Source organism: Algoriphagus taiwanensis, from assembly GCF_036245645.1.
GTDB classification, from domain to species: Bacteria; Bacteroidota; Bacteroidia; order Cytophagales; family Cyclobacteriaceae; genus Algoriphagus; species Algoriphagus taiwanensis.
In genome coordinates, this window is record NZ_BTPE01000004.1 from 342792 (window position 1) to 364885 (window position 22094).

General features: G+C 44.3%; 24 protein-coding genes. 9 read left to right on the forward strand and 15 right to left on the reverse strand.

Features of this window, described 5'->3' with window-relative positions; all coding sequences use genetic code 11:
- Window positions 1–124: 124 nt before the first annotated feature.
- Window positions 125–880 carry an imidazole glycerol phosphate synthase subunit HisF gene (hisF, locus tag AAA938_RS07840; protein WP_338228077.1) on the forward strand — a complete coding sequence of 252 codons (756 nt, stop codon included), beginning with the start codon at window positions 125–127 and terminating at the stop codon, window positions 878–880.
- Between the two features lie 186 nt (window positions 881–1066).
- A complete protein-coding gene (gene hisIE / locus AAA938_RS07845) occupies window positions 1067–1675 on the forward strand; it encodes a bifunctional phosphoribosyl-AMP cyclohydrolase/phosphoribosyl-ATP diphosphatase HisIE (RefSeq protein ID WP_338228137.1) in 609 nt (202 codons plus the stop codon).
- Between the two features lie 38 nt (window positions 1676–1713).
- Here hisIE and AAA938_RS07850 read toward each other — a convergent pair whose 3' ends face one another.
- Together AAA938_RS07850 and AAA938_RS07855 are read right to left on the reverse strand one after the other, a co-directional pair.
- Window positions 1714–3033: a S41 family peptidase gene (locus AAA938_RS07850; RefSeq protein ID WP_338228078.1), complete on the reverse strand. Its 1320-nt coding sequence runs from the start codon at window positions 3031–3033 to the stop codon at window positions 1714–1716.
- A 44-nt stretch (window positions 3034–3077) separates the two neighbouring features.
- Window positions 3078–3470 (reverse strand): Dabb family protein, encoded by a 393-nt coding sequence (locus AAA938_RS07855; protein ID WP_338228079.1) that lies wholly within the window; start codon window positions 3468–3470, stop codon window positions 3078–3080.
- 133 nt (window positions 3471–3603) lie between these two features.
- On the opposite strand from AAA938_RS07855, the gene AAA938_RS07860 reads away from it, so the two are divergent.
- On the forward strand, window positions 3604–4590 hold the full coding sequence (locus AAA938_RS07860) for an aldo/keto reductase (protein ID WP_338228081.1): 987 nt from the start codon (window positions 3604–3606) through the stop codon (window positions 4588–4590).
- A 97-nt stretch (window positions 4591–4687) separates the two neighbouring features.
- On the opposite strand, the gene typA is transcribed toward AAA938_RS07860, so the two are convergent.
- Window positions 4688–6493 (reverse strand): translational GTPase TypA, encoded by a 1806-nt coding sequence (gene typA, locus AAA938_RS07865; RefSeq protein ID WP_338228083.1) that lies wholly within the window; start codon window positions 6491–6493, stop codon window positions 4688–4690.
- A gap of 167 nt (window positions 6494–6660) precedes the next feature.
- Here typA and AAA938_RS07870 point away from each other — a divergent pair, with 167 nt between their 5' ends.
- Together AAA938_RS07870 and AAA938_RS07875 are read left to right on the forward strand one after the other, a co-directional pair.
- Window positions 6661–7740 carry a bile acid:sodium symporter family protein gene (locus AAA938_RS07870; protein ID WP_338228084.1) on the forward strand — a complete coding sequence of 360 codons (1080 nt, stop codon included), beginning with the start codon at window positions 6661–6663 and terminating at the stop codon, window positions 7738–7740.
- Window positions 7741–8237: 497 nt separating this feature from the next.
- Window positions 8238–8561, forward strand: coding sequence for a hypothetical protein (locus tag AAA938_RS07875; protein WP_338228085.1), 324 nt, complete (start codon window positions 8238–8240; stop codon window positions 8559–8561).
- Between the two features lies 1 nt (window position 8562).
- Here the strand turns inward: AAA938_RS07875 and AAA938_RS07880 are convergent, their stop codons facing one another.
- Window positions 8563–9219: a GDSL-type esterase/lipase family protein gene (locus AAA938_RS07880; protein ID WP_338228086.1), complete on the reverse strand. Its 657-nt coding sequence runs from the start codon at window positions 9217–9219 to the stop codon at window positions 8563–8565.
- Between the two features lie 236 nt (window positions 9220–9455).
- Here AAA938_RS07880 and AAA938_RS07885 point away from each other — a divergent pair, with 236 nt between their 5' ends.
- The 3 genes from AAA938_RS07885 to AAA938_RS07895 all read left to right on the forward strand — a co-directional run bounded on the left by AAA938_RS07885 (window position 9456) and on the right by AAA938_RS07895 (window position 11308).
- Window positions 9456–10556, forward strand: coding sequence for a DUF4407 domain-containing protein (locus AAA938_RS07885; RefSeq protein ID WP_338228087.1), 1101 nt, complete (start codon window positions 9456–9458; stop codon window positions 10554–10556).
- Window positions 10557–10637: 81 nt separating this feature from the next.
- On the forward strand, window positions 10638–10895 hold the full coding sequence (locus AAA938_RS07890; RefSeq protein WP_338228089.1) for a DUF6364 family protein: 258 nt from the start codon (window positions 10638–10640) through the stop codon (window positions 10893–10895).
- On the forward strand, window positions 10892–11308 hold the full coding sequence (locus AAA938_RS07895; RefSeq protein ID WP_338228090.1) for a type II toxin-antitoxin system VapC family toxin: 417 nt from the start codon (window positions 10892–10894) through the stop codon (window positions 11306–11308). Before AAA938_RS07890 ends, AAA938_RS07895 begins: the two co-directional genes overlap by 4 nt.
- A 20-nt stretch (window positions 11309–11328) precedes the next feature.
- Here the strand turns inward: AAA938_RS07895 and AAA938_RS07900 are convergent, their stop codons facing one another.
- From AAA938_RS07900 to AAA938_RS07920, 5 genes are all read right to left on the reverse strand, one after another.
- Window positions 11329–12093 (reverse strand): DUF5995 family protein, encoded by a 765-nt coding sequence (locus AAA938_RS07900; RefSeq protein WP_338228091.1) that lies wholly within the window; start codon window positions 12091–12093, stop codon window positions 11329–11331.
- Window positions 12094–12096: 3 nt separating this feature from the next.
- The gene (locus tag AAA938_RS07905; RefSeq protein WP_338228093.1) at window positions 12097–12816 is read right to left on the reverse strand and encodes a VIT1/CCC1 transporter family protein; all 720 of its coding nucleotides are present in this window, start codon (window positions 12814–12816) and stop codon (window positions 12097–12099) included.
- A gap of 3 nt (window positions 12817–12819) precedes the next feature.
- Window positions 12820–13983, reverse strand: a complete 1164-nt coding sequence (locus AAA938_RS07910; RefSeq protein ID WP_338228094.1) for a dipeptidase — start codon at window positions 13981–13983, stop codon at window positions 12820–12822.
- 64 nt (window positions 13984–14047) lie between these two features.
- Window positions 14048–14434 (reverse strand): DUF779 domain-containing protein, encoded by a 387-nt coding sequence (locus tag AAA938_RS07915; RefSeq protein WP_338228095.1) that lies wholly within the window; start codon window positions 14432–14434, stop codon window positions 14048–14050.
- 63 nt (window positions 14435–14497) lie between these two features.
- Window positions 14498–16024, reverse strand: a complete 1527-nt coding sequence (locus tag AAA938_RS07920) for an aldehyde dehydrogenase family protein (protein ID WP_338228096.1) — start codon at window positions 16022–16024, stop codon at window positions 14498–14500.
- A 167-nt stretch (window positions 16025–16191) separates the two neighbouring features.
- Here AAA938_RS07920 and AAA938_RS07925 point away from each other — a divergent pair, with 167 nt between their 5' ends.
- Window positions 16192–17112 carry a helix-turn-helix domain-containing protein gene (locus AAA938_RS07925; protein ID WP_338228097.1) on the forward strand — a complete coding sequence of 307 codons (921 nt, stop codon included), beginning with the start codon at window positions 16192–16194 and terminating at the stop codon, window positions 17110–17112.
- Window positions 17113–17505: 393 nt separating this feature from the next.
- On the opposite strand, the gene AAA938_RS07930 is transcribed toward AAA938_RS07925, so the two are convergent.
- The 6 genes from AAA938_RS07930 to AAA938_RS07955 form a co-directional block, all read right to left on the reverse strand.
- Window positions 17506–18159 (reverse strand): peroxiredoxin, encoded by a 654-nt coding sequence (locus AAA938_RS07930; RefSeq protein WP_338228098.1) that lies wholly within the window; start codon window positions 18157–18159, stop codon window positions 17506–17508.
- A 75-nt stretch (window positions 18160–18234) separates the two neighbouring features.
- Window positions 18235–18699, reverse strand: a complete 465-nt coding sequence (locus AAA938_RS07935; RefSeq protein ID WP_338228099.1) for a c-type cytochrome — start codon at window positions 18697–18699, stop codon at window positions 18235–18237.
- A gap of 6 nt (window positions 18700–18705) precedes the next feature.
- Window positions 18706–19320, reverse strand: a complete 615-nt coding sequence (locus AAA938_RS07940) for a DUF2202 domain-containing protein (protein ID WP_338228101.1) — start codon at window positions 19318–19320, stop codon at window positions 18706–18708.
- Between the two features lie 76 nt (window positions 19321–19396).
- Window positions 19397–20473 carry a cytochrome d ubiquinol oxidase subunit II gene (gene cydB, locus AAA938_RS07945; RefSeq protein WP_338228103.1) on the reverse strand — a complete coding sequence of 359 codons (1077 nt, stop codon included), beginning with the start codon at window positions 20471–20473 and terminating at the stop codon, window positions 19397–19399.
- Window positions 20474–20476: 3 nt separating this feature from the next.
- Window positions 20477–21871, reverse strand: a complete 1395-nt coding sequence (locus AAA938_RS07950) for a cytochrome ubiquinol oxidase subunit I (protein WP_338228104.1) — start codon at window positions 21869–21871, stop codon at window positions 20477–20479.
- Window positions 21868–22068 (reverse strand): hypothetical protein, encoded by a 201-nt coding sequence (locus tag AAA938_RS07955; RefSeq protein WP_338228105.1) that lies wholly within the window; start codon window positions 22066–22068, stop codon window positions 21868–21870. The genes AAA938_RS07950 and AAA938_RS07955 overlap by 4 nt, the downstream gene beginning before the upstream one ends.
- Between the last annotated feature and the right edge of the window lie 26 nt (window positions 22069–22094).

The following is a 22094-nucleotide window of genomic DNA, read 5'->3' on the forward strand; positions in this document are numbered from 1 at the left end:
AAATCCTAACCTTTGGATTTCAAGTTTGAGGATTCTTGAAATCTCGTAAATCGTCATTCGTAAATCGTAAATCTTCCACCATCGAACTCCGAATATTGAATAATGAAGTTTTGAAAATCAAATCATGCTGACTAAAAGAATCATCCCCTGCCTTGACATCAAAGACGGACGCACCGTCAAGGGAGTCAACTTTGTCCAGCTTCGAGACGCCGGGGATCCGGTGGAGTTGGCGAAAATCTACTCGGACGAGGGCGCGGACGAATTGGTCTTTTTGGATATCACAGCCACCGTCGATAAAAGAAAAACCCTCGCCGAACTCGTAACCAAAGTGGCCAAGGCGATCAATATTCCATTTACCGTGGGCGGAGGTATTTCCACTGTGGAAGATGTGAAGGTCCTTTTGGCAGCAGGTGCTGACAAGATTTCCATCAATTCCGCGGCAGTAAAAAATCCCGGAGTGATCGACGAAATGGCCAAGGAATTTGGTTCGCAGTGTGTCGTGGTCGCGATTGATACCCGGAATGTGGATGGGATAGATTTTGTCCATACGCATGGGGGAAGAAAACCAACTTTGCACCGCACTCAAGCTTGGGCTCAGGAAGTGGCCGATCGAGGAGCGGGTGAGATTTTGCTTACTTCCATGGACCACGATGGGACCAAGTCAGGCTTTGCTAATGAATTGACAGCGGAGATATCCTCAGCCTTGTCCATTCCTGTAATTGCTTCCGGAGGAGCGGGAAATATGCCCCATTTCAGGGATGTGTTTACCTTTGGAAAAGCAGATGCAGCTTTGGCAGCGAGTATTTTCCACTTCAAGGAAATCGGAATCCCTAAACTCAAGTCTTATTTGATTGGAGAGGAGATTAGTATTAGAAAGTAATTGAGGTTGATTGAAAGATATGCTTCGCGAGATAAGACTGGAGATATACTTCGTGAGATAGAAAAAAAGATAAAATATAAAAGGGGGCTGAATTGTGCTTTAAGCTGACGGCAATACAAAATATTGGCTTTAGCCATATCTTAAAATTATCTGCGCAGCTATCTTTTTTCAGAAAATGAAATAAAAATTCGAATTACCATGAACATCGACTTTACAAAAATGAACGGCCTTGTTCCGGCTATTGTCCAGGATGCCTTAAGCGGAAAAGTCCTGATGCAGGGATTTATGAATGCCGAGGCATTGGCTAAAACGCAGGAAACCGGGATGGTGACTTTTTTCTCCCGAAGTAAAAACCGACTTTGGACTAAAGGCGAGACTTCTGGCAATTTTATGGAGTTGGTGTCGATGAAGGAAGATTGTGACGGAGATTCCATTTTGATCCAAGCCAATCCAAGAGGCCCTGTTTGTCATACTGGAACCGATACTTGTTGGGGAGAGGAAAATGCTTCGAAAACCGGCTTTATCGACCAACTTCGCGCGATCATCAAAGACCGTAAAAACAACCCTTCCGATAAATCCTATACCGCTTCCCTTTTTGCCAAAGGAATCAATAAAGTCGCCCAAAAAGTAGGAGAGGAAGCGGTAGAAATCGTCATTGAAGCCAAGGATGACAATAAGGAGCTTTTCTTGGGAGAGGCGGCCGATTTGCTTTTTCACTACCTCGTCCTGTTGGAAGCCAAAGGTTACGAACTCGATGAAGTGATGGAGGTGTTGATTCAGCGACATAAAAAATAAGCCCGGATTTTTGTCCGGGCTTGAGCCTCTATATTTTTTCAATAGGCAGGAAACTCCTGTTCCAAGCCTTTAAATCCGTCAATCATTTCCCAAACGGGCTTGTAGTATGTATTGGCCCATCTTCCACTGACTCCACCATCCTGGATATATTGTAAGGCGGCTGCAAGTCGAAGATCACGTGGATCTCCCCAATTGAATTCGGGACTGTCACCCACTCTGAAATTAGCGGGGAAACCTTCAAAATACTCGGCTTTTCCCTGGGAGTTTGCGATTGCAAAAGTGATGGGGACTAACTCGACATTGTTGGTTTCTAAAGTTCGGCTATAGCGGGAGAGCGGAAATGAGCCTACAGGCTTCCCGAATGTATTGTCCCCGATCAGCACCACTTCCATGTAGGGTTCAAGGCTGTTGATAACCAATTCGGACGCAGAGGCAGACCCTCTTGAGGTGATGAAAATGACCCTATTGAGTGCGAGATTTCCTATTTTGTTGAAATTCTCGGTTTCATTTAAGCTGAACTTCAGGGAATTGAGCTTGTTGGTGTACATCACTTTTCCGGTATTGGAGCTTTGGATCAGATAATTGAGAATCTGCTCGGCAACTGCTACAGAACCGCCTCCATTGTATCTCAGATCGATAATAAGCTCATTTATGCCCTGATTTTGGAAAAACTCCATGGAATTCTGCACTTCCTGACTACGGGTTGGAGAAAGTCCGGCGGTTGCCCGAAAGCTCTGATAAGCCCAATAGCCCACTTTTTTTCCTCCTTCTTCGAAAACCCTTCTGTCCAACACTGAATTGGACTGATACTCTGCTTTCACATTGGTTCGGGTAGTTGTAGTTCCGTCAGGAAGTCGAAAGGTAAAGGAATTGGAAATGCCCGGGTCAGATGGACCTAACTGGAAGTCATACCCTCCTGAGGAGGTTTTATAAGATGCGATTGGCTTTCCGTTGATTTCGATGATTTCCCAACCTCTTTCCCAGCCGTCTTTTCCTGCAGGGGCTTCCTTGAAAACAAAGGAAACAAATAGCCTCTCCTCAGCAGTGAAGGCAAATCCAAATCCATGACCGGCATTGCGCCCTACGAAAGAATTGTTGAATGCTTGCTGAGTAGTCAAATAAGAAAACCTATCCAGAGGCTTGAAAATAATGGCATCCAGAAGATCTTCATTGCTTTCATATTGGGCTAAATCAACCGAAGTGGGTAATTCCAGATTCCAGAAATACCACTCTCGCATGACATCCACAATGGCCTTTTTTACTTCCTGTCCAGGAACAACCGGTGTCGGAGCTTCTTCGGTATCACAAGCCCAAACCCCCAACAAAACCCATACAAATAACCAATTGAGCTTTTTCATAAGATGTAATTTGTTCGATTAACGAAGTAAAGTGTGAAAAAGGTTTAGATGGCTATATCGTAAACCTTAACTGTCTTCCACATTGCAGAATATTTTTGGATAAACTCCAAATGTAAAGGGTCTGTTTGATAGGCAGCCTGGGCCTCGAGAGAATCGAAAAAAAGCGTACAAGAAACGTGGAAACTATGATCCACTACATCTCTTTTTTCCGTGGGTGCAGGCGTACCCATGATAAATTTAGAGACGTCCTTACATCGTCCGAGCATAGGGGCAGCATCTGTCATAAATTCTTTTAAATCGGATTCTTTGTGTAGCCAGAAGTAAACCTGGTGAATAAGTGGTTGAGCCATGGATTTGGAATAGGTAAAATGAATTGGAAATAAGGAACCAGCACCTGCCATTCCCAAAGACTGTAAGACTTTTCTTCTAGAAGTCATGTATTTTGATGATTGATATTAGCTTTTTGAATAGGTATATCGGAAGCGATTTTAAAGATAAAAATTTAAATTGCTATTCTCTTATTGGACCGTTTTAGCTTTTTCAATTGAGCTGTTTTTATAAAATATAATTATGAACTATCGAGTTCTTGGAAAAACAGATTGGCAAGTCTCAGAAGTAGGCCTCGGTACCTGGCAGGTTGGAGGTGGCTGGGGAAGTGCTTTTGAGCCCAAAAAAGCGAACCAAATTTTGCATACTGCCTTTGACTTGGGAGTCAACTTTGTGGATACCGCAGATGTGTATGATGGTGGCTTGAGTGAAGCTGCTGTAGGAAAGGCTGTCCGTGAAAGGGGGGAGAAAATCTTCATTGCCACTAAGTGTGGACGGAGAATTCAGCCTCATGTCAATGAAGGCTATACTCCGGAGCGACTGAGGAAGCATGTGGAGGATAGCCTACGGAATCTTGGGGTAGAACAAATCGATTTGATTCAACTTCATTGCCCGCCTGGACCGGTTTATTTAAGAAGTGAAATTTTCTCGCTTTTTGAAGATTTGAAAAGAGAGGGGAAAATTGCCGCAATGGGAGTGTCTGTGGAGCGGATCAATGAAGCCATGACTGCGATGAAGTACGATATTGTTTCGACAGTTCAGATCATTTTCAACCTTTTTCGTCAGCGGCCAGCCGAGGTCTTTTTCCGACATGCCAAAGTAAACAATGTGGGATTGATAATCCGGGTACCTTTGGCAAGCGGTTTATTGACAGGAAAAATCACAAGAGACACTCATTTCTCCAGGGATGATCACCGGTATTTCAATCGGGAGGGGAAGGCATTTGACAAGGGAGAGACCTTCTCCGGTGTTCCTTTGGATAAGGCATTTCCCGCTTTGGAAGAATTGAAAGGGAAGTTTTCTGGAAATGAGGAATTAGCCCTGCAAGCCCTTCGATGGATACTGATGTTTGAAGAAGTGGGTACAGTAATCCCCGGTGCTTCTTCCCCGGAGCAGGTAGTCAATAATGTGCAAGCTGCCAATCTTCCATTACTCTCAGAAAGTCAAATGAAATCGGCTCAAACAGTCTACGAGAAATACATCAAAGAGGAAGTTCATGGCAATTGGTGAGTTGCCAGGTGAGCTAATTTTACCCGCTAAATAAACAAAATTGAATAGGCCCTAAAAACAAGAAACCTCCAAATCGGAGGTTTCTTGTTTTCTAATATTAAGCTTCTTTTTTAGCCATTCTTGCTCTTTCGTTCTCATCCAAATAGATTTTTCTCATTCGGATAGATTTTGGAGTGATTTCCAGGTATTCATCCTTTTGGATGTATTCCATGGATTCTTCCAGAGAGAATCTCTTAGGAGGAGCAATTCTTACGTTGTCATCTGACCCGGAAGCACGCATGTTAGTCAGTTTCTTTCCTTTCTGCACATTCACTACCAAGTCATTATCTCTAGAGTGCTCACCGATTACCTGACCGGTATAGAGTTCGTCTCCCGGCTCGATAAAAAAGATTCCACGGTCCTGAAGCTTGTCAATCGCATAAGCAGTACATTGACCGCCTTCCATGGAGATCAATGAACCGTTGATTCGGCCTGGGATAGGACCTTTGAAAGGCTCATAAGCAGTGAATCTGTGATTCATAATCGCTTCACCCTGTGTGGCGGTAAGCACGTTATTTCTCAAACCGATCAGACCTCTGGAAGGAATCTTGAACTCCAAGTGCTGAAGATCACCTTTTGGCTCCATGATCAAAAGTTCACCTTTTCGTTGTGTAGCCAATTCGATCACTTTTCCGGCTGTTTCCTGCGGTACGTCTACTACCAAGGTTTCGATCGGCTCGCATTTTACTCCGTCGATTTCCTTGAAGATTACCTGTGGCTGACCTACCTGAAGCTCGTATCCTTCTCTTCTCATGGTCTCGATCAAGACAGACAAGTGAAGAATGCCTCGGCCATAGACCAAGAATCGGTCTTCAGAATCCGTAGGCTCTACCCGTAGCGCAAGGTTTTTCTCAGTTTCCTTCATCAATCGGTCTCTCAGGTGACGGGAAGTCACAAACTTTCCTTCTTTTCCGAAGAAAGGAGAGTTGTTGATCGTGAAGAGCATGTTCATCGTAGGTTCATCGATGGCAATACGAGGAAGCGGCTCAGGATTTTCCACGTCTGCGATGGTGTCTCCGATTTCAAAGTCTTCGATGCCGGTCACTGCACAGATGTCCCCGGCAGTTACGGTCTGTACTTTGTTTTTCCCAAGACCTTCAAAGGTATGAAGCTCTTTTACTCTCATTTTCTTGATGGATCCATCCGCTTTGCAAAGGGCGATTTGCTGGTTTTCTGAGATGGTGCCTCTTGCTACTCTACCGATGGCAATCCGGCCCACGAAGCTGGAGTAATCCAAGGAGGTGATTTGCATTTGAAGAGTTCCTTCGGAGATTTTTGGAGCAGGGATATATTCCAAGATCGCATCCAAAAGCGGTAGGATGGAGTCCGTTGGGTTTTTCCAATCCGGTCCCATCCAGTTTTGCTTGGCAGAACCATAGAGGGTGTGGAATTCCAATTGTTCTTCAGTAGCATCCAAGTTGAACATCAACTCAAAAACTGCCTCATGAACTTCATCAGGGCGACAGTTTTCTTTGTCTACTTTATTTACTACCACGATAGGGGTAAGGCCAAGAGCAAGCGCTTTGCCCAATACAAATCGGGTCTGCGGCATAGGTCCTTCGAAGGCATCCACCAAAAGGATTACCCCATCGGCCATTTTCAATACCCGTTCCACTTCACCGCCAAAGTCGGCGTGACCTGGAGTGTCGATGATGTTGATTTTGTGGTCTTTGTAGCGTACAGATACGTTTTTGGAAAGAATGGTGATGCCGCGTTCACGTTCCAGGTCGTTGTTGTCGAGAATCAGGTCGTCGAATTGCTGATTTTCTCTGAAGATTTTTGAAGCGTGGATGATCTTATCCACGAGGGTTGTTTTACCGTGGTCAACGTGAGCGATGATCGCGATATTCCGAATATTCTGCATGGTTTGCCTAATTGAAGGCGCAAAAGTAAGAATTTAATTTGGGAGTAAGGTTATCGCCCCATGAAGTTTCTGAATTCCCAAAAGTGCAATTGACAGAGACTTACCTGATTTGCTACTTGTCCAAATTCCAAAAATGATGCTTTTTTAAGGGCTCAAACTCTTCATCCATGGCTCGACTTTCTTTTTTGGTTCCCATCCTGTTTTTTTTGATTTGGTTAGGGTCGTTTTTGATCGTGGGATTGGAAGAATCCGGGTATGCGTTTGTGCTTTTTTGGTTTGCCTTGGCTTTTGGGTTGCAATCAAAACCAGCATGGAAGGCCTTCAGTTTTCCGGTTTCTATTTTGGGAGTAGTCGCTTTGGGGATGTTTTTCCCTCAGTATTTTCAGGAAATCCAAGGCTTCAAATTGACTGGATTGATCAATCCTCTGATTCAGATCATCATGTTTGGGATGGGAGCAACTCTGAGTTGGAGGGATTTTGGGGCTGTGGCCAAAAGTCCCAAATCTGTGGGGATCGGAATTTTGGCTCAGTTTAGTATTATGCCACTGATCGGTTTTGGCTTGGCCAAAATCAGTGGGTTGGAGCCAGAGGTCGCCGCAGGGCTGATTTTGGTTGGTTCATCTCCAAGTGGGACGGCTTCGAATGTCATGGCTTTTCTGGCCCGGGCGAATGTGGCACTTTCGGTGACTTTGACCTCAATCACCACACTTATGGCTCCACTGATGACTCCGATTTTGATGAAACTTTTGGCAGGGCAGTTTATCGAGATTGATCTCCTCAAGATGATGTGGGATATTTTTAAAATCATTTTGCTACCGGTAGGAGCGGGGCTACTGGTAAATCAGGTTTTGGGCTCAAAATCTTCTTGGATTGAAAAACTCTTACCGCTGGTCTCTATGCTCGGGATTGCCTTGATTATTTTAGTGATTACCGCAGCCGGAAGGGATAGTCTGCTGGAGATTGGAGGTGTTTTGATCTTGCTGGTTTTGCTGCACAATCTGCTTGGATATGGGATTGGGTATGGTTTTTCCCGAATGATCGGAATGAAAGAGCAAGATGCCCGAACACTCGCGATAGAGGTAGGAATGCAGAATGCAGGTTTGGCTTCAGGCCTTTCCAATATTCTGGGAAAGATCGCTACAGTGGGTTTGGCTCCTGCTGTTTTTGGCCCCTTGCAGAATGTGACCGGGTCGATTCTGGCTACTTTTTGGAGTAAAAAGAATGTCAAAAAAAATAGTTTGACCTAGATATAATTTTTTCCATAAGGCGTAGTTATTAGTGAAATTAAAATCAAATGAAAAGCTGTCTTCTCCAATTCTTTGCAATTTTATTTTTTAGCTCATCTGTGGCTCAAGTTCAAACTAATGCTGCCAAAAAAGCATCCCAAATTTTAAGCAAGGAAAATTATAGGTCTTTAAGTGATGATTCGGGTTATTATTTATTTCCTCATTTTGGAATGAGGTATGGGAACGCTCCTGATTATTTACAAACAGGAATAGAAGATCTTAGTCTTATTTATGGACTTGGATTAGGTTATAGGATCGAAAACCTCTCTCTCGAATCGGGCTTATCTGTTGTCCACCACTCTTCCAGTTCCATTTATTTCCCGATATGGGAGAGAAGAGAATATTTGATGAATTCAGATTTGGCTTTTTTAGTGCTCCCACTAACATTCAGGTATGATATTCCTACAGGAGAAAGGGAAAATTTCAGATTTGGAGCTTTTTTTAATGCAAATTGGTCAATGATTTCGCTCAAAGATGATGATACCCGATCTGGAATTATCCAAGACGGGGAAAATCAAACATCGTATTCCATCATTTCATCAGCGAAAAGCCCCTTTTTCTTCAAGACCGGTATCCACTCTCGGTTAAGGGTTTTGAATACGGCTTTCTTGAATTTTGAATTAGGTACCTTTTTCTCCTTGGATACCAATAGGGAATACCAAGTTCAATTTGGAGATGCTCCTGCAGGTCAGTTTGATCGGAGTTGGGAAGGACTCACTTGGTCTGTTGGAGGAATACTTCCTTTAAGTGTGTTTGAGGCTAAGTTTGGAAAGAAAGAATAGACTATTCTTTGAAGTACTCCTTAAAAACCCCCGCCCAAATCTTATATCCTTCTGCATTCAAATGCAATTGATCTTCTAGATACAGTTCGGGCCTTGGACTGCCATCAGGATTGGTCAGCGCATCCCAGACATCCACAAATGACACGTTTTCCTTGGCTCGGCAGTATTCGCTCAGCTTTTGGTTAAAAATCCGGTAGTTGGCTTTTTTCTCCCAGCGGGAAGGACTGGGTTTGGCGCCGATCAGGAAAATCTCCGTATTGGGATTGATCAGATGAATCCGGGTCACGATGTTGTCCAGGCTGGTCAGGATGGATGCCACCTCCACATTTGCCCAGAGGTCATTGTCTCCTTCGTAGATAAACACTCTCGAAGGCTCAAATTTGATAACCAAAGGAAAAAGATGACGCTCCAAATCCGAAGCTTTTGAGCCCCCAAACCCGGTATTGATCAGATTTTCTTCGGCAAAAGTCTCTTCAAGGCTACTCCACATGCGGATTGTGGAACTTCCTGTAAAAACTGTGCCTCCCGGACTCCAGCCCAGGCTATCGTATTTAGCAGAAATTCGCTTTACTTCGTTTTCAAAAGGAACTTCTTGGGCTTGGATACTCCTTGCCCAAATCGCCAAAAGGCATAGAAATGGAAGTATTATTCTTTTCATCGAATCAAACTTAAACCAAAATTCCCCTGAACCAAAACCGTTCATCCCTTGATCGAAAACGTACAGACCGTACAATTTGGAGTTCTGTTCAGTCAGCAGTCAATTTTTTAAAAAATGCCTTTCTATCCCTGAATTGCGTGTTTTCATCCCTCAAGCCGGTTGTAAGGAACCCAGCCTAAGCTTTTGGAAAGATTTTAGCGTTGATACCCATATCCCAATCAACAATCTTCCATAACATGAGCCGAATCACCCAATTCTTTTGGTTTTGCAGCGGAGCCAATTTTGCCATTTTGAAAAGAACCCCTACCGAGTCAAATAAGTATGTAGGAATCGGTGCCACCGTCTTTTTCACAGGAGTTTTGGCGGCCTTGGCAGCTGGATATGCCTTGTTTACCGTGTTCCAAAGTCTCCTTCCGGCCATCTTTTTTGGGCTGCTTTGGGGGATGATGATCTTCAATCTGGATCGGTTTATCGTATCAAGTATGCGAAAAAAGGAAAACGCTTGGGTAGAATGGAAGCTGGCGATTCCCCGTCTGGTTTTGGCAGTTTTGCTGGCTTTGGTGATTTCTAAGCCTTTGGAATTGAAGATGTTTGAGCGGGAGATCAATCGGAAGCTGGATGAGAAAAAGACCGAGTTTATCGCCCAATCCAAAGCCAATCTGGCCAAAGGCTTTCCTGAAATTCAGGAACTGGAAGCCAAAATTGATACGCTGAAGTCGGAAATCGGCCAAGCGGAAGCTTTTCGGGATCAACTCCAAAAGGAATACGATGCGGAGCGGTTTGGGGAAAAAACATCCGGAACCAGTGGCATCGTCGGATTGGGTACCAACGCCAAGAAAAAGGAGCAACAACTCGATGCTGCTCAGTTGGCTTTGGAAGGCTTGAGAAGCCGAAATCAAATCCGAATCGACACTTTGGAAGCCCAAATTCGGGAGTTTATGGCTCTTCGTCAGGCGGAGTTTGAAAAGCAGCAACCCGGAATTGAGGGATTTGACGGCTTGGCGGCGCGGATGGATGCGCTAGCAGTGTTGACTTCTGAAAGCTCTGCGATGGCTCTTGCCAATGTGTTTATCATGCTGCTCTTCATCGCGATTGAGACTGCTCCGATTTTTGTCAAACTGATTTCCAGTCGTGGACCTTATGATGAACTCCTTGAGCTTCATGAGGATAAAGTGAAGCTCTTCAAAGGGGAAAAATGGACCATCGCGAAAGGAGAATCAGAGGCCAGAGTGGGCTATTTTCAGGATACTCATTTCTATGCGACAGACTTGAAGAAGGAAAGAACCAACAGGAAAAACCGGGCGGAAACCGATCGGGAATTGACCAATTGGGATTGAAAAGGAAAGAAAATCAGGGAGTTGTTTTGAAATACGTGTAAATATTTTTTTCTTTACGGCAATTATTTAAAGGACTAAGCTATGGACACAAAAATCACATTGTCTTTCAATAAAGACATCATTGACCGAGCCAAGGATTTTGCCGACCAAAATAACATCAGCCTTTCCAGGCTGACAGAGTTTCTTTATGCCCAGATGACTTCCAAAAATTACAAGTCTTTGGATGAGCTGCCGATTGCTGATTGGGTGAGTATGGTTTCCGAAGGAGAGGTTGAATATAAGCGCATGCCTTCCAGTCGTAAGGCAATGAAGGATGAATTCTTCGATTCTAAAAAATGAGGGTGTTTCTGGATGCGAATGTCCTGGTGTCCGTGTTGAATAAGGAATACCCACTTTTTCCCCACTCTGCAAGGATTTTGAGTTTGGCGGATCAGCTAAGGTTCCAACTCTACACTACACCGATTTGTCTGGCTATTGCTTTTTATTTTGCAGAGAAAAAATCAGGAACAGCGCTAGCGAAGCAAAAAATGCAGGTTCTTTCTTCCAGACTCCACATTGCCTCCGTGGATGGGCAGACCGTTAAAGACGCTGTTTCAAATCCCAGTGTGTTAGACTTTGAAGATGGTTTGGAGTATTATTCCGCCTTGCAGCATGACTGCAAGGCTATTATCACAGAGGATTCGGAGGGGTTTTATTTTTCTAAAATTCCAGTTTATGATTGCCGGAAGTTTTTGGAACAGGTGGTTTTTTGAAGTTGAAGCCCTCCAAGGGTTCAAAACCCTTGAAGGGTTTTGTTTGCCACCTGGTCCAATTGATCCATAGTTTGGCTAACTGATTTCCACTCGGCAAATCCGACGATTTTTATCAAAAAGCCCAGAAACTTTCCGGGGTTGATCAGTTTTTTGGCCAAGGCGGAAATGTTTTTGTCCCGATCCTGAATTTGGAAAGCCTTGTCTGGGTCTGCATGGTATTCGCCGGCATATTTCCAGGCACCATCGCGGGCAAGTTGGATAGAGAAGTTGAGTAGCATTTCGTCCCGACCTTTTGCCAAAGGAATCAATAGGCCGAAAACTGGAGATACCTTGCTGATATTGGACTTGACTCCATCGACCAGTTCGGCTAGCACTGAATTGATTTTGTCAAAATCCCCTTTAATGCCATTCAAATCTTTGCCTTCCATGGTTTCTGAGGCAGCGATTCCCAAGTCCAAATTGATATGCGCATTAATACCGAGGAAAAGGTGCTGCAAAACGAGATGACCTGAGGTTTTACTCGCTTCGAAAGCTAATCTCCAGCTTTCGGTTGGCTTTTGACCTTTTATCCAAAGCTCATAAGCATCGATAAATCGCTTGGCAAAAAGTACATCCAAGACTTCCATTCTGGGATTGTCCTCAAATTCCCCTGCGAGAATCCCATCTCGGACTCTTCTTGTCACCTGACGGTATAAAATCGCAAAATACCCCATTCGGCTCTCTGAGTTGCGGCATTCGTCGACGATCTGATCCATTCGGATCAATACTTCTTCAATTGTTTGCATGCGTTATTTGAAAAAACTTTCTAAAACATCTCCTACATAATAGGCGACCACAGCTGCCAGTAATCCCAAAGCAACGGTCTCCAAAATACTGCGAAATGTGGAGGTCTGATTGACGATACCTTTCAGCCATCCTACGATCAAAAAAGCTAAACCAGTCAATACACTGGTCCAAAAGAAGGTGTTGATCTCGGAAGGGAAAAAGAAATTCCAGAGGTACACCAAAAGGGGAATCAAGCCGACCAAAATAAAGGAAACCAAGGTGGCTAGACCGATTTTGAAAGGGCTTTTGCTGTCCCGCATCATGCCCAGCTCATCCTTCATCATTTCGGCAACCCATAGTTCTTTATCCGAGCAGATGTGATCTACGATTTTGTCAAGTAATTCGCCCTTGAATCCTTTTTCCCGATAGATTTCGGCGATTTCTTCACGCTCAGTCTCCGGGAGGTTTTCTACTTCCCAATACTCGATACTTTCGTGCTTGTCAAAATTATCCCGCTCACTTTTGGCTGAAAGGTAGGCTCCAACGGACATGGAAAAACCATCTGCAAGAAGGTTGGCAAAGCCCAGAATGATCAAAATGCCAGCATCCAAATTGGCCCCATAGCCACCTGCGACTACAGCAAAGGTGGTCACGGCTCCGTCAATGCCTCCGTAGACAAATTCCCGGAGGTATTCCTGAAGTTTTCCAAAATTAGTGGATGGATTGTGAAGGGTTTTTTCCATGAACTACCGAAGGTTTTGTAGAAAAAACCGCTTGACATTTTCCCCCATTACAGCCCGAATTTCTTCTTCGGTAAAACCGGCGTTAATCAACCCTTCTACGATCAAGGGCAAACCTGTAATATCAAATGGAACAGCCACGGATCCATCGTAGTCAGAACCTAAAGCCACATAATCAATTCCAACCAAATCGCGAACATGCTTGATCGAGGCGATGATATTAGGCAACTCGGGTTCTCCGACAGCCATGTCAAAAAAGGCAATTCCGATGATTCCCCCGTTGGCGGCGATTTTTTGAATCTGTTCGTCACTCAGATTTCTCTGAGAATCCAAGACAGCCCTGACTCCGGTATGAGAAACGATGACTGGTTCGGAAGTAAGGTTCAATACATCTTCTACAATGGCTGGGGAGGCATGCGCCAAATCAATAAAAATCCCCAATTCATTCATACGCTTGACCGCAGCCTTTCCAAAATCAGAAAGTCCTGCCCCGTTTTCCCCATGTGCTGAGCCTCCAAATTCATTGTCAAAAAAGTGAGTGGGGCCAATCATTCGTACCCCTGCGGCATAGACCTTGTCCAGGTTTTCCATAGATCCTTCTAGGGCATGCCCGCCCTCAATTCCCAGCATGGCTCCGATCGTGCTTTTATCGCTTTTTCTTGCGTCTAGAAGCTCCTCGAGATCGGCCTTGGATCGGATGAAGAAAGCTTTTCCTTCCTCCTTCTCCACAAACTGAGCAAGCGCTTCACTTTGGCCAAGGGTCCTGTTGATCAGACTAAACCAGTTCCATGGACTTTCCCCTTTGGCAATGGTAAGAGGGGTGATATTATCAAAGGCATCTTCGGAATTGCTTTGCATATTCTGTCCTGCAGGGGACTTGGAAACAATAGTAAACATCTCCAAAGCCACATTGGCTTCCCGCATTCTGGGAAAGTCTACATGGCCTCGATCCCCGCGTTCATTTAGATTTCTTCCCCAAAGCAAAGCATCACAGTGCAAGTCACTGATGAAATCCAATCGTTCGTAGAGCGCTTGGGCCTCGGCTGAGACTGAGTAGGGTGCGGGACTTTTTACAGGGTTTCGCTGGCTTTCTATGTAGGAGGGAACAGTATTGATCCCAATCAGATAAACCACAAAGAGAATGGCGAGAAAGAGAATTATTTTTTTCATCGGCTGGGGTTTTGCCGATGAATATAGCTAAAATGAGTGTAAAGAGAGATTTTTAGCTCATTTCTTACCATGCAGGATCTTTTCCTATTCTTATCGGAGGTAGCTGAAGATACTCTTCATAGGAAAAAACTCGGGAACGAATCAAAAACCGGAGTCCGAGTGGAATTTCAAGAGAAAAGCTACTACCTCTTCCTTCGACCACATCCAGCGTCAGTTCGGTATGTTTCCAGTATTCAAATTGGTCCTGTGTCATGAAAAACTCGCATCCTTCGATTTCACCGATCAATACATCCTGGGAACCGAGTTTGAATTCTCCTTTTTCAAAACACATGGGAGCCGAACCATCACAGCAACCACCGCTTTGGTGGAACATCAGATCGCAGGCATATCGCTTTTTTAGTACGGCTATGATTTCTGCCGCTTTTGGGGTTATGAGGATTCTTTGGGGCATGTTTTCATTTTAAATGGAAAGGCAGGAGAAAATTCTCCTGCCTTTCCTGAAATTGGCTATGAATTAGAAGAATCCCAGCTTCTGCTTGCTGTAAGAAATAAGCATGTTTTTGGTTTGACGGTAATGGTTGAGCATCATCAGGTGAGTCTCTCGGCCAAAACCAGACTTTTTGTATCCTCCAAAAGGAGCATGTGCAGGGTAGGCATGATAGCAATTGACCCAAACACGACCCGCCTGAATGGCTCTTGGTACCTGATATAACTCATGAGCATCCCGAGACCATAATCCCGCCCCTAAGCCATAAAGGGTGTCGTTGGCAATGGCAATAGCCTCCTCGGTAGTTTTGAAGGTGGTCACGCAAGTAACCGGCCCAAAGATTTCCTCTTGGAATACTCTCATTTTATTGTGGTCTTTCAGAATGGTAGGCTGAATGTAGTACCCGTTTTCCAGACCGGAATTCAATCCTGTTTTTGCACCTCCGGTTAGGACTAAAGCTCCTTCCTGCTTTCCTATCTCGATGTATGAAAGGATTTTTTCATATTGGTCGTTTGAAGCTTGAGCTCCCATCATGGTGTCTTCTGCCAAAGGGTGTCCGAGTTTGATGGCTTTTGTTCGGGCGATTACCCGCTCCATAAAGACATCATAGATGTCCTCATGTACTAAAATTCGGGATGGGCAAGTGCAAACTTCGCCTTGATTGAGCGCAAACATGACGGCACCCTCTACCGCTTTATCAAAAAACTCATCATCTGCATCCGCGACGGATTTCATGAAGATATTTGGGGACTTTCCACCCAGTTCCATGGTGACAGGGATGAGGTTTTCTGAGGCGTATTGCATAATCAGTCTGCCCGTAGTCGTCTCCCCGGTGAAGGCAACCTTGGCTACTCTGGTAGAAGTGGCGAGTGGCTTTCCTGCTTCGATTCCAAATCCAGTCACCACATTGATCACTCCGGGAGGTACTACGTCAGCGATGAGCTCCATCAGCAACATGATGCTGGTGGGCGTTTGCTCTGCAGGCTTGACCACTGTGCAGCAGCCTGCTGCTAGGGCAGGGGCTATTTTCCAGGTGGCCATCAAAAGGGGGAAATTCCAAGGGATGATTTGTCCCACCACACCCAGTGGCTCATGTAGATTAATGCTGATTGTGGTCTCGTCATGCTCGGACATCGTGCTCTCATCTGCCCGGATTACACCGGCAAAATATCTGAAATGATCGATGCATAGAGGCAAATCGGCTGCTCGGGTTTCCCGGATGGCTTTTCCATTGTCGATGGTTTCTACCCTTGCCAAAAGTTCAAGATTGTCCTCGATGATATCTGCAATTTTGAGAAGGATTCGACTTCTTTCGGCCGCTGGAGTTTTTGACCAAGTTGCAAAGGCGGTATGGGCTGCGTCCAAGGCCTTTTCAATGTCTTCTTTGTTTCCTCTTGCTGCTTTGGAGAAAACTTTCCCGTCGATAGGAGAAATATTATCGAAATACTCTCCTGAGGCAGGTTTGACCCATTCCCCGCCGATAAAATGGTCGTATTGGGATTTGATCAGAGGCCGGTCTACCGGCTTGGATTTTGAAAGAGTTAGCGTTTCCATATGTTGGGTTATTTTGGTTTTGACCAAATTTCCCCTTTAGGAATTTTAAAAAATTGCACTGAATAATCAATTTATTCGCTTAAAGTGACTTTTGTCAGAATTTTACTTCGCTCTTTTTACTATTTTTTGAAAAATTAGGATAATCAGCTCAATTCCAGCCCATTCCCATGACCCAAAATTCCTTTCAATATACTGTGCCTTGGAGAAGGCCTAATGACCTCAAGACTCTGGTAGAAAACCGGACTACCTATACTCTGGACAACTGTGAACTCAATATTTTTGAAACCCATCAAGCAGCAGAAAAGGTCAATCTTGTCTTTGGGGATTTGGTGCTGACTACAATGCTAAAGGGTAAAAAAGTGATGCATCTCTTTGGAAATCCAGGTTTTGATTATGTCCCCGGAGAGTCGGTAATAGTACCTCCCAATGAGGTGATGAAGATTGATTTCCCAGAGGCAGAATTGGACAATCCGACTCAATGCATTGCCCTTTCGATCTCAAAGGAAATGATCGAGAACACCTTTAATCTTCTTAATGAGCGGTTTTCAGCCAAAGTGCTTACCCAAGAGTGGGGGCTTGATTTGTCTTATTTTCATCTGATCAATACCCAGGATTTATCAGAAATTATCAATCGCTTTATCCGAATAGGAGTCAAAGAACGATCGAGGGAAAAAGACCTCATCGCATCCCTTGCCCTAAAAGAGCTTCTGATCCGACTGACTCAGACTCAAGCCAGAGAGATGCTGGAGAAGACCTATAAAGAACTGTCGTCAGGAAACCGACTAGCCCATGTGGTGGATTACATTAAATCAAATATTCGGGAAAACCTCCAGCTGGATGAATTGGCCTCACAGGCATGTATGTCCAAGGCTCATTTTGTCCGGACCTTCAAGCAGGAATTGGGAATGACTCCAATGGAGTACGTTTTGAGCGAAAGATTGAAGCTAGCCAAGTATTACCTTTCTATTGGAAATTACCAGATTCAGGAAGTTTGCTTGATGTCCGGTTTTAATAATATTGCCTATTTCATCCGCGCTTTCAAGCGAGAATTCCAATCTACGCCCAAGGCATTTCAGAGATCATTGTAAAATAAACAGGAAATTTTTTACTGAAATTTTGATTTTTTATTTGCTTTTGATAGGTTTATCCAACTTTGGCAAACAGAAAAATAGCTCAACCCAGTACTTTGCCAAAGTTTATATGGTTTTAATCCATTAACAATAAACCCTAACCGGGAGCCTATTTTATAAAAGGCTCCCTTTTTTTATGCTATATATTTTTATGATTTTGTATAAAGTCAAAAAAGTGGTTTAAAAATTAACCTGTTTTATAATAATTTTTGCTAAAAATGAGAAAACAGGTTTTTGGAATTTTTGGAAATCGATTTCTTGAAAATTCTGTTTCTGGGCCTAAAATCAAAAAAACCTTCCCGAAAATTTCGAGAAGGCTTTCCCATTTAATTAACCCTTTAATCCAAAATCTTAATTCAGAGGCAGTTCTTTTTTGGCTAAATAGAAATCTACCATCTCATAATCACTTTCTTCACGTGCGATCATTTCTTCTACTGTTTTCGGCGGAGGGACGATGGCCTTTTCACCCGGAGTCCAATTCAGCGGGAGTGCCACCTTATGCTTATCAGCAGTCTGAAGTGCAATCAACGCACGCTTGATTTCCTCCATATTTCGACCCACGTTGAGCGGATAGTACATGATCAATCTGATCTTTCCGGCAGGATCGATGAAAAAGACTGCTCGCACGGCTGCTGTTTCACTCTCTCCAGGCTGGAGCATACCATAAAGCTTGGATACGCTCATATCGATGTCGGCGATGATGGGAAATTCAAAAAGAACTCCCGTGTTCTTTTTCACATTGTTTACCCAAGCAATGTGAGCGTGAATGGAGTCTATGCTCAATCCAACCAGTTTGGTCTGATGCTCATCAAAGAATTTTTGGTCTAAGGCAAATCCACTCATCTCAGTGGTACACACCGGAGTAAAGTCTGCGGGGTGTGAGAACAGAATGGTCCAGCTGTCTTTGATGTATTCGGAAAACTTCATTTTTCCGGTAGTGGTCATTGACTCAAAGTCCGGGGCAAGATCTCCGATACGGGGCATCGATGGTGTTGTAGTTTCCATGTGTATGTTTTTATGATTTTTTTATTTTGATAGAACAAATCTACCAGTCACAATCTCTACGGATCGTGACCTAGGTCACCTCAGATCGCCTGATTTGGCTTTTTTCTCATTGTCTTTTTCTATGTGCCATGCCGGATTTTCGAGTTCGTTGGAGTAGATGTAGCTGACGATTTTCTGAAGATCCTCTTTGGAAACTGGAGGTTTGGGCATCAATCCAAACCGCTTGATTGGCCCCTTCATCAATGCCTTCTCTTCGGTTGGATTTTGGATAAATTCCAACATTGCTTTTTCAAAAGCCGGTTTTTCAGGAAAAGCTTCCAAGTAGTGCTTTTTCATACCCCAAAGCGGAGGAGCGATGATTTCATCGTGAGATTTGGACTTGGGATTGTGGCAGGTGTAGCAGTGCCGCTCCAGCAATACCCTTCCATCGTCGGCAAGTAATTCATCCTGAGATGAGATGTAATATTCGGGTCGTGGATGGATGCTTTCTTCAGTCAAAAGCAGATTCAAAAGGGAGCCAATAAGTATGATCCGGAACATGTGATTTTAGTTTGTAGTCTGACAGGAAGTACGTGGAGAGTTGACGATCTGCGTGTATTCTTCCTGAGAAGTGAATTCAGGGGAATAATCGACTCCTTGGATTTGAGCCTGATTGAAGAAGGATCTTAAGTGATTTTCAGATCCGCATTTTAGACTTGAATAGACTTGAATCAGTTGGGGATTCGATGTTTCCAAAATGCCAGCTTTCAAATCATTGATATCCATATCCTCAATCAGCAATCCAACCTTGATGGACTCTTGAAGGGACTGATTGACTCTGGCGGTAAGTAAAGAGTAGAGGTCTTGGAGGGTTGGGTTTGAAAATATTCCCCTATCAGTGGTTCCATTCAGGGGATCAGCTATGCCATTTGATGCCATTACGGAAAGGACCGCATTGATGTGTTGTTGCTCACTGGAAGCAATATTTTGAAAGGCAGGTAAACCATGCTTTTCAAAAGCATAATTGTACACATCAAACGCGAGCTTCTCCTCCTCGCGGGTGAAAAGCAGAGTCTCTAACTCTTGTTCGGAAAGCCTTGATGGTGGAAGAGTGGATTCTTCATCTTGACAACCACTGAAAGTGATCAGCATCAGGGCGATTGGTAGAAGGATTCGTTTCATCTTGATAGGAAGTGATACCAAGATAAATTTGCCTCATTCCCTATGCATTAGCAGTGATTTTTCTCACTTAAGCCCCTTAATAACTGCTTTCATCCAGTTTGACCTTTCCCCGGTAAGTCCAATAAATGATGATGGTGTAAGAAGCCACAAAGGGAAGCCCAAAAGCTGCCAGAATGGCCATGGTTTTCAGGGTATAGGCCGAGGAGGCCGCATTATAGATATCCAAGTTGAATCCAGGATCAAGATTGGAAACCATTAGATTGGGGAAAATTCCCAAGGCAAACAGCATCACAATGGCTGCAATCATACAGGCTGAGGAAATAAAAGCCCAACCTTCTCTTCCTTTGGACAGCATGCGCGGGATATTGGCAATCGCCAAAACATTCAGGAGTACAATGGTCCAGGCAAAAACTGAAATCAGGGTCTGATGATTCTCCACCAACTCGTGTTTGTTTCCCGGAAGATCAATTTTGCCAAAGGAGAAATTGGCAATCATCTCCGGTTTAAGATAAAGTGTCAATCCGGAGAAAATCAGGTAGAACACCACAAAAATCCAGTAATTGACTTTAATCCATCCTTGGATTTGCTTTTGAAGCTCTCCCTCGGTTTTCATATTGAGGTAAATCCCTCCATGAAGGGCAAACATCGTCAAAGCAAAAAAGCCGGCCATCAACGAATAAGGATTCAGCAAGTCAAAGAAATTGCCTTGATATTCCATATCGCTGCCGATCGGAAAACCCATCACCACATTTCCAATGGCGATTCCAAAGAGAAGGGTAGCGACAATGGAACCGATGGAAAACCCCTTGTCCCAAAAACTTCTCCAGCGGGGATTGGCCTCTTTGCTTCTAAATTCGATTGAAACTGCCCGAAAAATCAAGGCAATCAGGAGGAGCATAAAAGGCAAATAAAAACTGGAAAATGCCGTCGCATACACATTGGGGAAGGCCGCAAAAAGTGCCCCTCCTGCCGTGATGAGCCAAACTTCATTTCCGTCCCAAACCGGCCCAATCGCATTCATCAGGATGCGTCGATTATGGTCTCCTTTGCTTCGCAAATGAAGGATCCCCACACCCAAATCAAAACCGTCCAAGATCGCATATCCGATCAACAGAACTCCTACCAGAATATACCAGACTACGTTATAATCCATGACTTAATGAGGTTTGATGGCGTCCATTCGTTCGGACTTTTTGTGAAAACCGGCTTCTACACCACTGGATAGATGATCAGGCCCATGTTTGATTTCCCGATCGAGGACGTAAAGCCACACGAAGAATAAAAGGATATAGACCAGTACAAAGAGGATCAAGGAAATCATCACTTCAGGTGCAGAAATGGACTTGGAGACTCCTTCGCTTGTTCGTAGAAGTCCCTGAACGATCCAAGGCTGACGACCTCGCTCGGCTGAGACCCAGCCTAGCTGATTAGCCATCACAGGAAGGGCCACGGCCGGGATGTAGAGTTTGATCAGCCAGGACCAACTTGGGGTAAATAGCTTTTTCCTCCAAAGCAAAAACAGACTCAGAAGTGTAGCTCCGATAAACAGCATCCCCAAGGCGACCATCAGGTGATAGCTTTGAAAGACTCCATTTACTGCTGGCCAGTCTTCTTCGGGAAACTCTTCCAATCCTTTTACCTCTCCATCAAAATCTCCGTGCACCAAAAAGCTCAGCATGCCGGGAATGGCAATTCCGGAAGTCTCGCGAGTTTCTGGATTAGTCCATCCGATGAGATAGAGTGGGGCATTGGTTTGGGTTTCGTAAAGTCCTTCGAAAGCCGCCAGTTTTGCAGGCTGCCATTCCCTGACCACTTTGGCATGCTCATGTCCGACGAAAGGCTGTGCCAAAGAGGCGATTGCCGCAAGACCAAGTGCAATGGCAAAGGATTTTTTGGCAAACTCTACATGCTTCTGCTTAATCAAATAATAGGCAGAAACGCTCAAAACCAGAAAGGCTCCCTGAATCCAAGCTCCCAAGATCACGTGAGTAAAGCGAACCATCGACGAAGGATTGAAGACCATTTCCCAGAAATCGGTGATCACCGCTCGGCGAATCCCATAATCCACCACAATCTCATAGGCTACCGGAGTTTGTTGCCAGCTATTGGCCACCACGATCCAGAAACCTGATAACATACTCCCCAATGCCACCATGATCGTAGCAAAAAGGTGCATTCCTGGCTTCACTCGATTCCAGCCAAAAAGCAGAATCGCCAAGAAGCCCGATTCAAGGAAGAAGGCAAAAATCCCCTCTGCTGCTAGTGGCGAACCAAAAATATCTCCGACAAATCGGGAGTATGTGGACCAGTTGGTGCCAAACTCAAACTCCATGACGATGCCGGAGGCTACTCCCACAGAGAAGTTGGCTGCGAAAATCTTGATCCAAAACCGGGTGATTTTTTCATAGATTTTCTTTTTGGTGATGAGGAAAAGGGATTCATTTACCACCAGTAGCAATCCCAACCCGATACTGAAAGGAGGGAAGATGTAGTGAAACATGATGGTGAAGGCAAACTGTATCCGTGAAAGCGTCTCTACATCCCAGGTCATGATACTTGATTTTTAGAATTCTTATAAATGAGGAAAGCCGTCACGATGAATACGAGTCCGACAATGATTTTTAGAAGTTTGCCTCCGTCAAAACCTGCAATTTCGCCTTCGAATAGAGGGATTTTGGAAATGATTCGGAAAAGTAACATAAGTCCTAGACCGAGGATGAAAAGTTGCTGAGCTTTGGATTTAATCATTTTCCAAGGTGTTTTGGAGAAAATAT

What these genes read in the sequence shown, in the direction of transcription:
- AAA938_RS07940 (WP_338228101.1), bottom strand. Translation starts at nt 19,320, where the DNA reads ATGAAACGAATCCTTCTACCAATCGCCCTGATGCTGATCACTTTCAGT.
- AAA938_RS07860 (WP_338228081.1), top strand. Translation starts at nt 3,604, where the DNA reads ATGAACTATCGAGTTCTTGGAAAAACAGATTGGCAAGTCTCAGAAGTA.
- typA (WP_338228083.1), bottom strand. Translation starts at nt 6,493, where the DNA reads ATGCAGAATATTCGGAATATCGCGATCATCGCTCACGTTGACCACGGT.
- AAA938_RS07850 (WP_338228078.1), bottom strand. Translation starts at nt 3,033, where the DNA reads ATGAAAAAGCTCAATTGGTTATTTGTATGGGTTTTGTTGGGGGTTTGG.
- AAA938_RS07875 (WP_338228085.1), top strand. Translation starts at nt 8,238, where the DNA reads ATGATTTCGCTCAAAGATGATGATACCCGATCTGGAATTATCCAAGAC.
- AAA938_RS07885 (WP_338228087.1), top strand. Translation starts at nt 9,456, where the DNA reads ATGAGCCGAATCACCCAATTCTTTTGGTTTTGCAGCGGAGCCAATTTT.
- AAA938_RS07930 (WP_338228098.1), bottom strand. Translation starts at nt 18,159, where the DNA reads ATGGAAACTACAACACCATCGATGCCCCGTATCGGAGATCTTGCCCCG.
- AAA938_RS07955 (WP_338228105.1), bottom strand. Translation starts at nt 22,068, where the DNA reads ATGATTAAATCCAAAGCTCAGCAACTTTTCATCCTCGGTCTAGGACTT.
- hisF (WP_338228077.1), top strand. Translation starts at nt 125, where the DNA reads ATGCTGACTAAAAGAATCATCCCCTGCCTTGACATCAAAGACGGACGC.
- AAA938_RS07905 (WP_338228093.1), bottom strand. Translation starts at nt 12,816, where the DNA reads ATGGAAAAAACCCTTCACAATCCATCCACTAATTTTGGAAAACTTCAG.
- AAA938_RS07910 (WP_338228094.1), bottom strand. Translation starts at nt 13,983, where the DNA reads ATGAAAAAAATAATTCTCTTTCTCGCCATTCTCTTTGTGGTTTATCTG.
- AAA938_RS07935 (WP_338228099.1), bottom strand. Translation starts at nt 18,699, where the DNA reads ATGTTCCGGATCATACTTATTGGCTCCCTTTTGAATCTGCTTTTGACT.
- AAA938_RS07890 (WP_338228089.1), top strand. Translation starts at nt 10,638, where the DNA reads ATGGACACAAAAATCACATTGTCTTTCAATAAAGACATCATTGACCGA.
- AAA938_RS07900 (WP_338228091.1), bottom strand. Translation starts at nt 12,093, where the DNA reads ATGCAAACAATTGAAGAAGTATTGATCCGAATGGATCAGATCGTCGAC.
- cydB (WP_338228103.1), bottom strand. Translation starts at nt 20,473, where the DNA reads ATGGATTATAACGTAGTCTGGTATATTCTGGTAGGAGTTCTGTTGATC.
- AAA938_RS07855 (WP_338228079.1), bottom strand. Translation starts at nt 3,470, where the DNA reads ATGACTTCTAGAAGAAAAGTCTTACAGTCTTTGGGAATGGCAGGTGCT.
- AAA938_RS07920 (WP_338228096.1), bottom strand. Translation starts at nt 16,024, where the DNA reads ATGGAAACGCTAACTCTTTCAAAATCCAAGCCGGTAGACCGGCCTCTG.
- AAA938_RS07895 (WP_338228090.1), top strand. Translation starts at nt 10,892, where the DNA reads ATGAGGGTGTTTCTGGATGCGAATGTCCTGGTGTCCGTGTTGAATAAG.
- AAA938_RS07950 (WP_338228104.1), bottom strand. Translation starts at nt 21,871, where the DNA reads ATGACCTGGGATGTAGAGACGCTTTCACGGATACAGTTTGCCTTCACC.
- AAA938_RS07880 (WP_338228086.1), bottom strand. Translation starts at nt 9,219, where the DNA reads ATGAAAAGAATAATACTTCCATTTCTATGCCTTTTGGCGATTTGGGCA.
- AAA938_RS07870 (WP_338228084.1), top strand. Translation starts at nt 6,661, where the DNA reads ATGGCTCGACTTTCTTTTTTGGTTCCCATCCTGTTTTTTTTGATTTGG.
- AAA938_RS07925 (WP_338228097.1), top strand. Translation starts at nt 16,192, where the DNA reads ATGACCCAAAATTCCTTTCAATATACTGTGCCTTGGAGAAGGCCTAAT.
- AAA938_RS07915 (WP_338228095.1), bottom strand. Translation starts at nt 14,434, where the DNA reads ATGCCCCAAAGAATCCTCATAACCCCAAAAGCGGCAGAAATCATAGCC.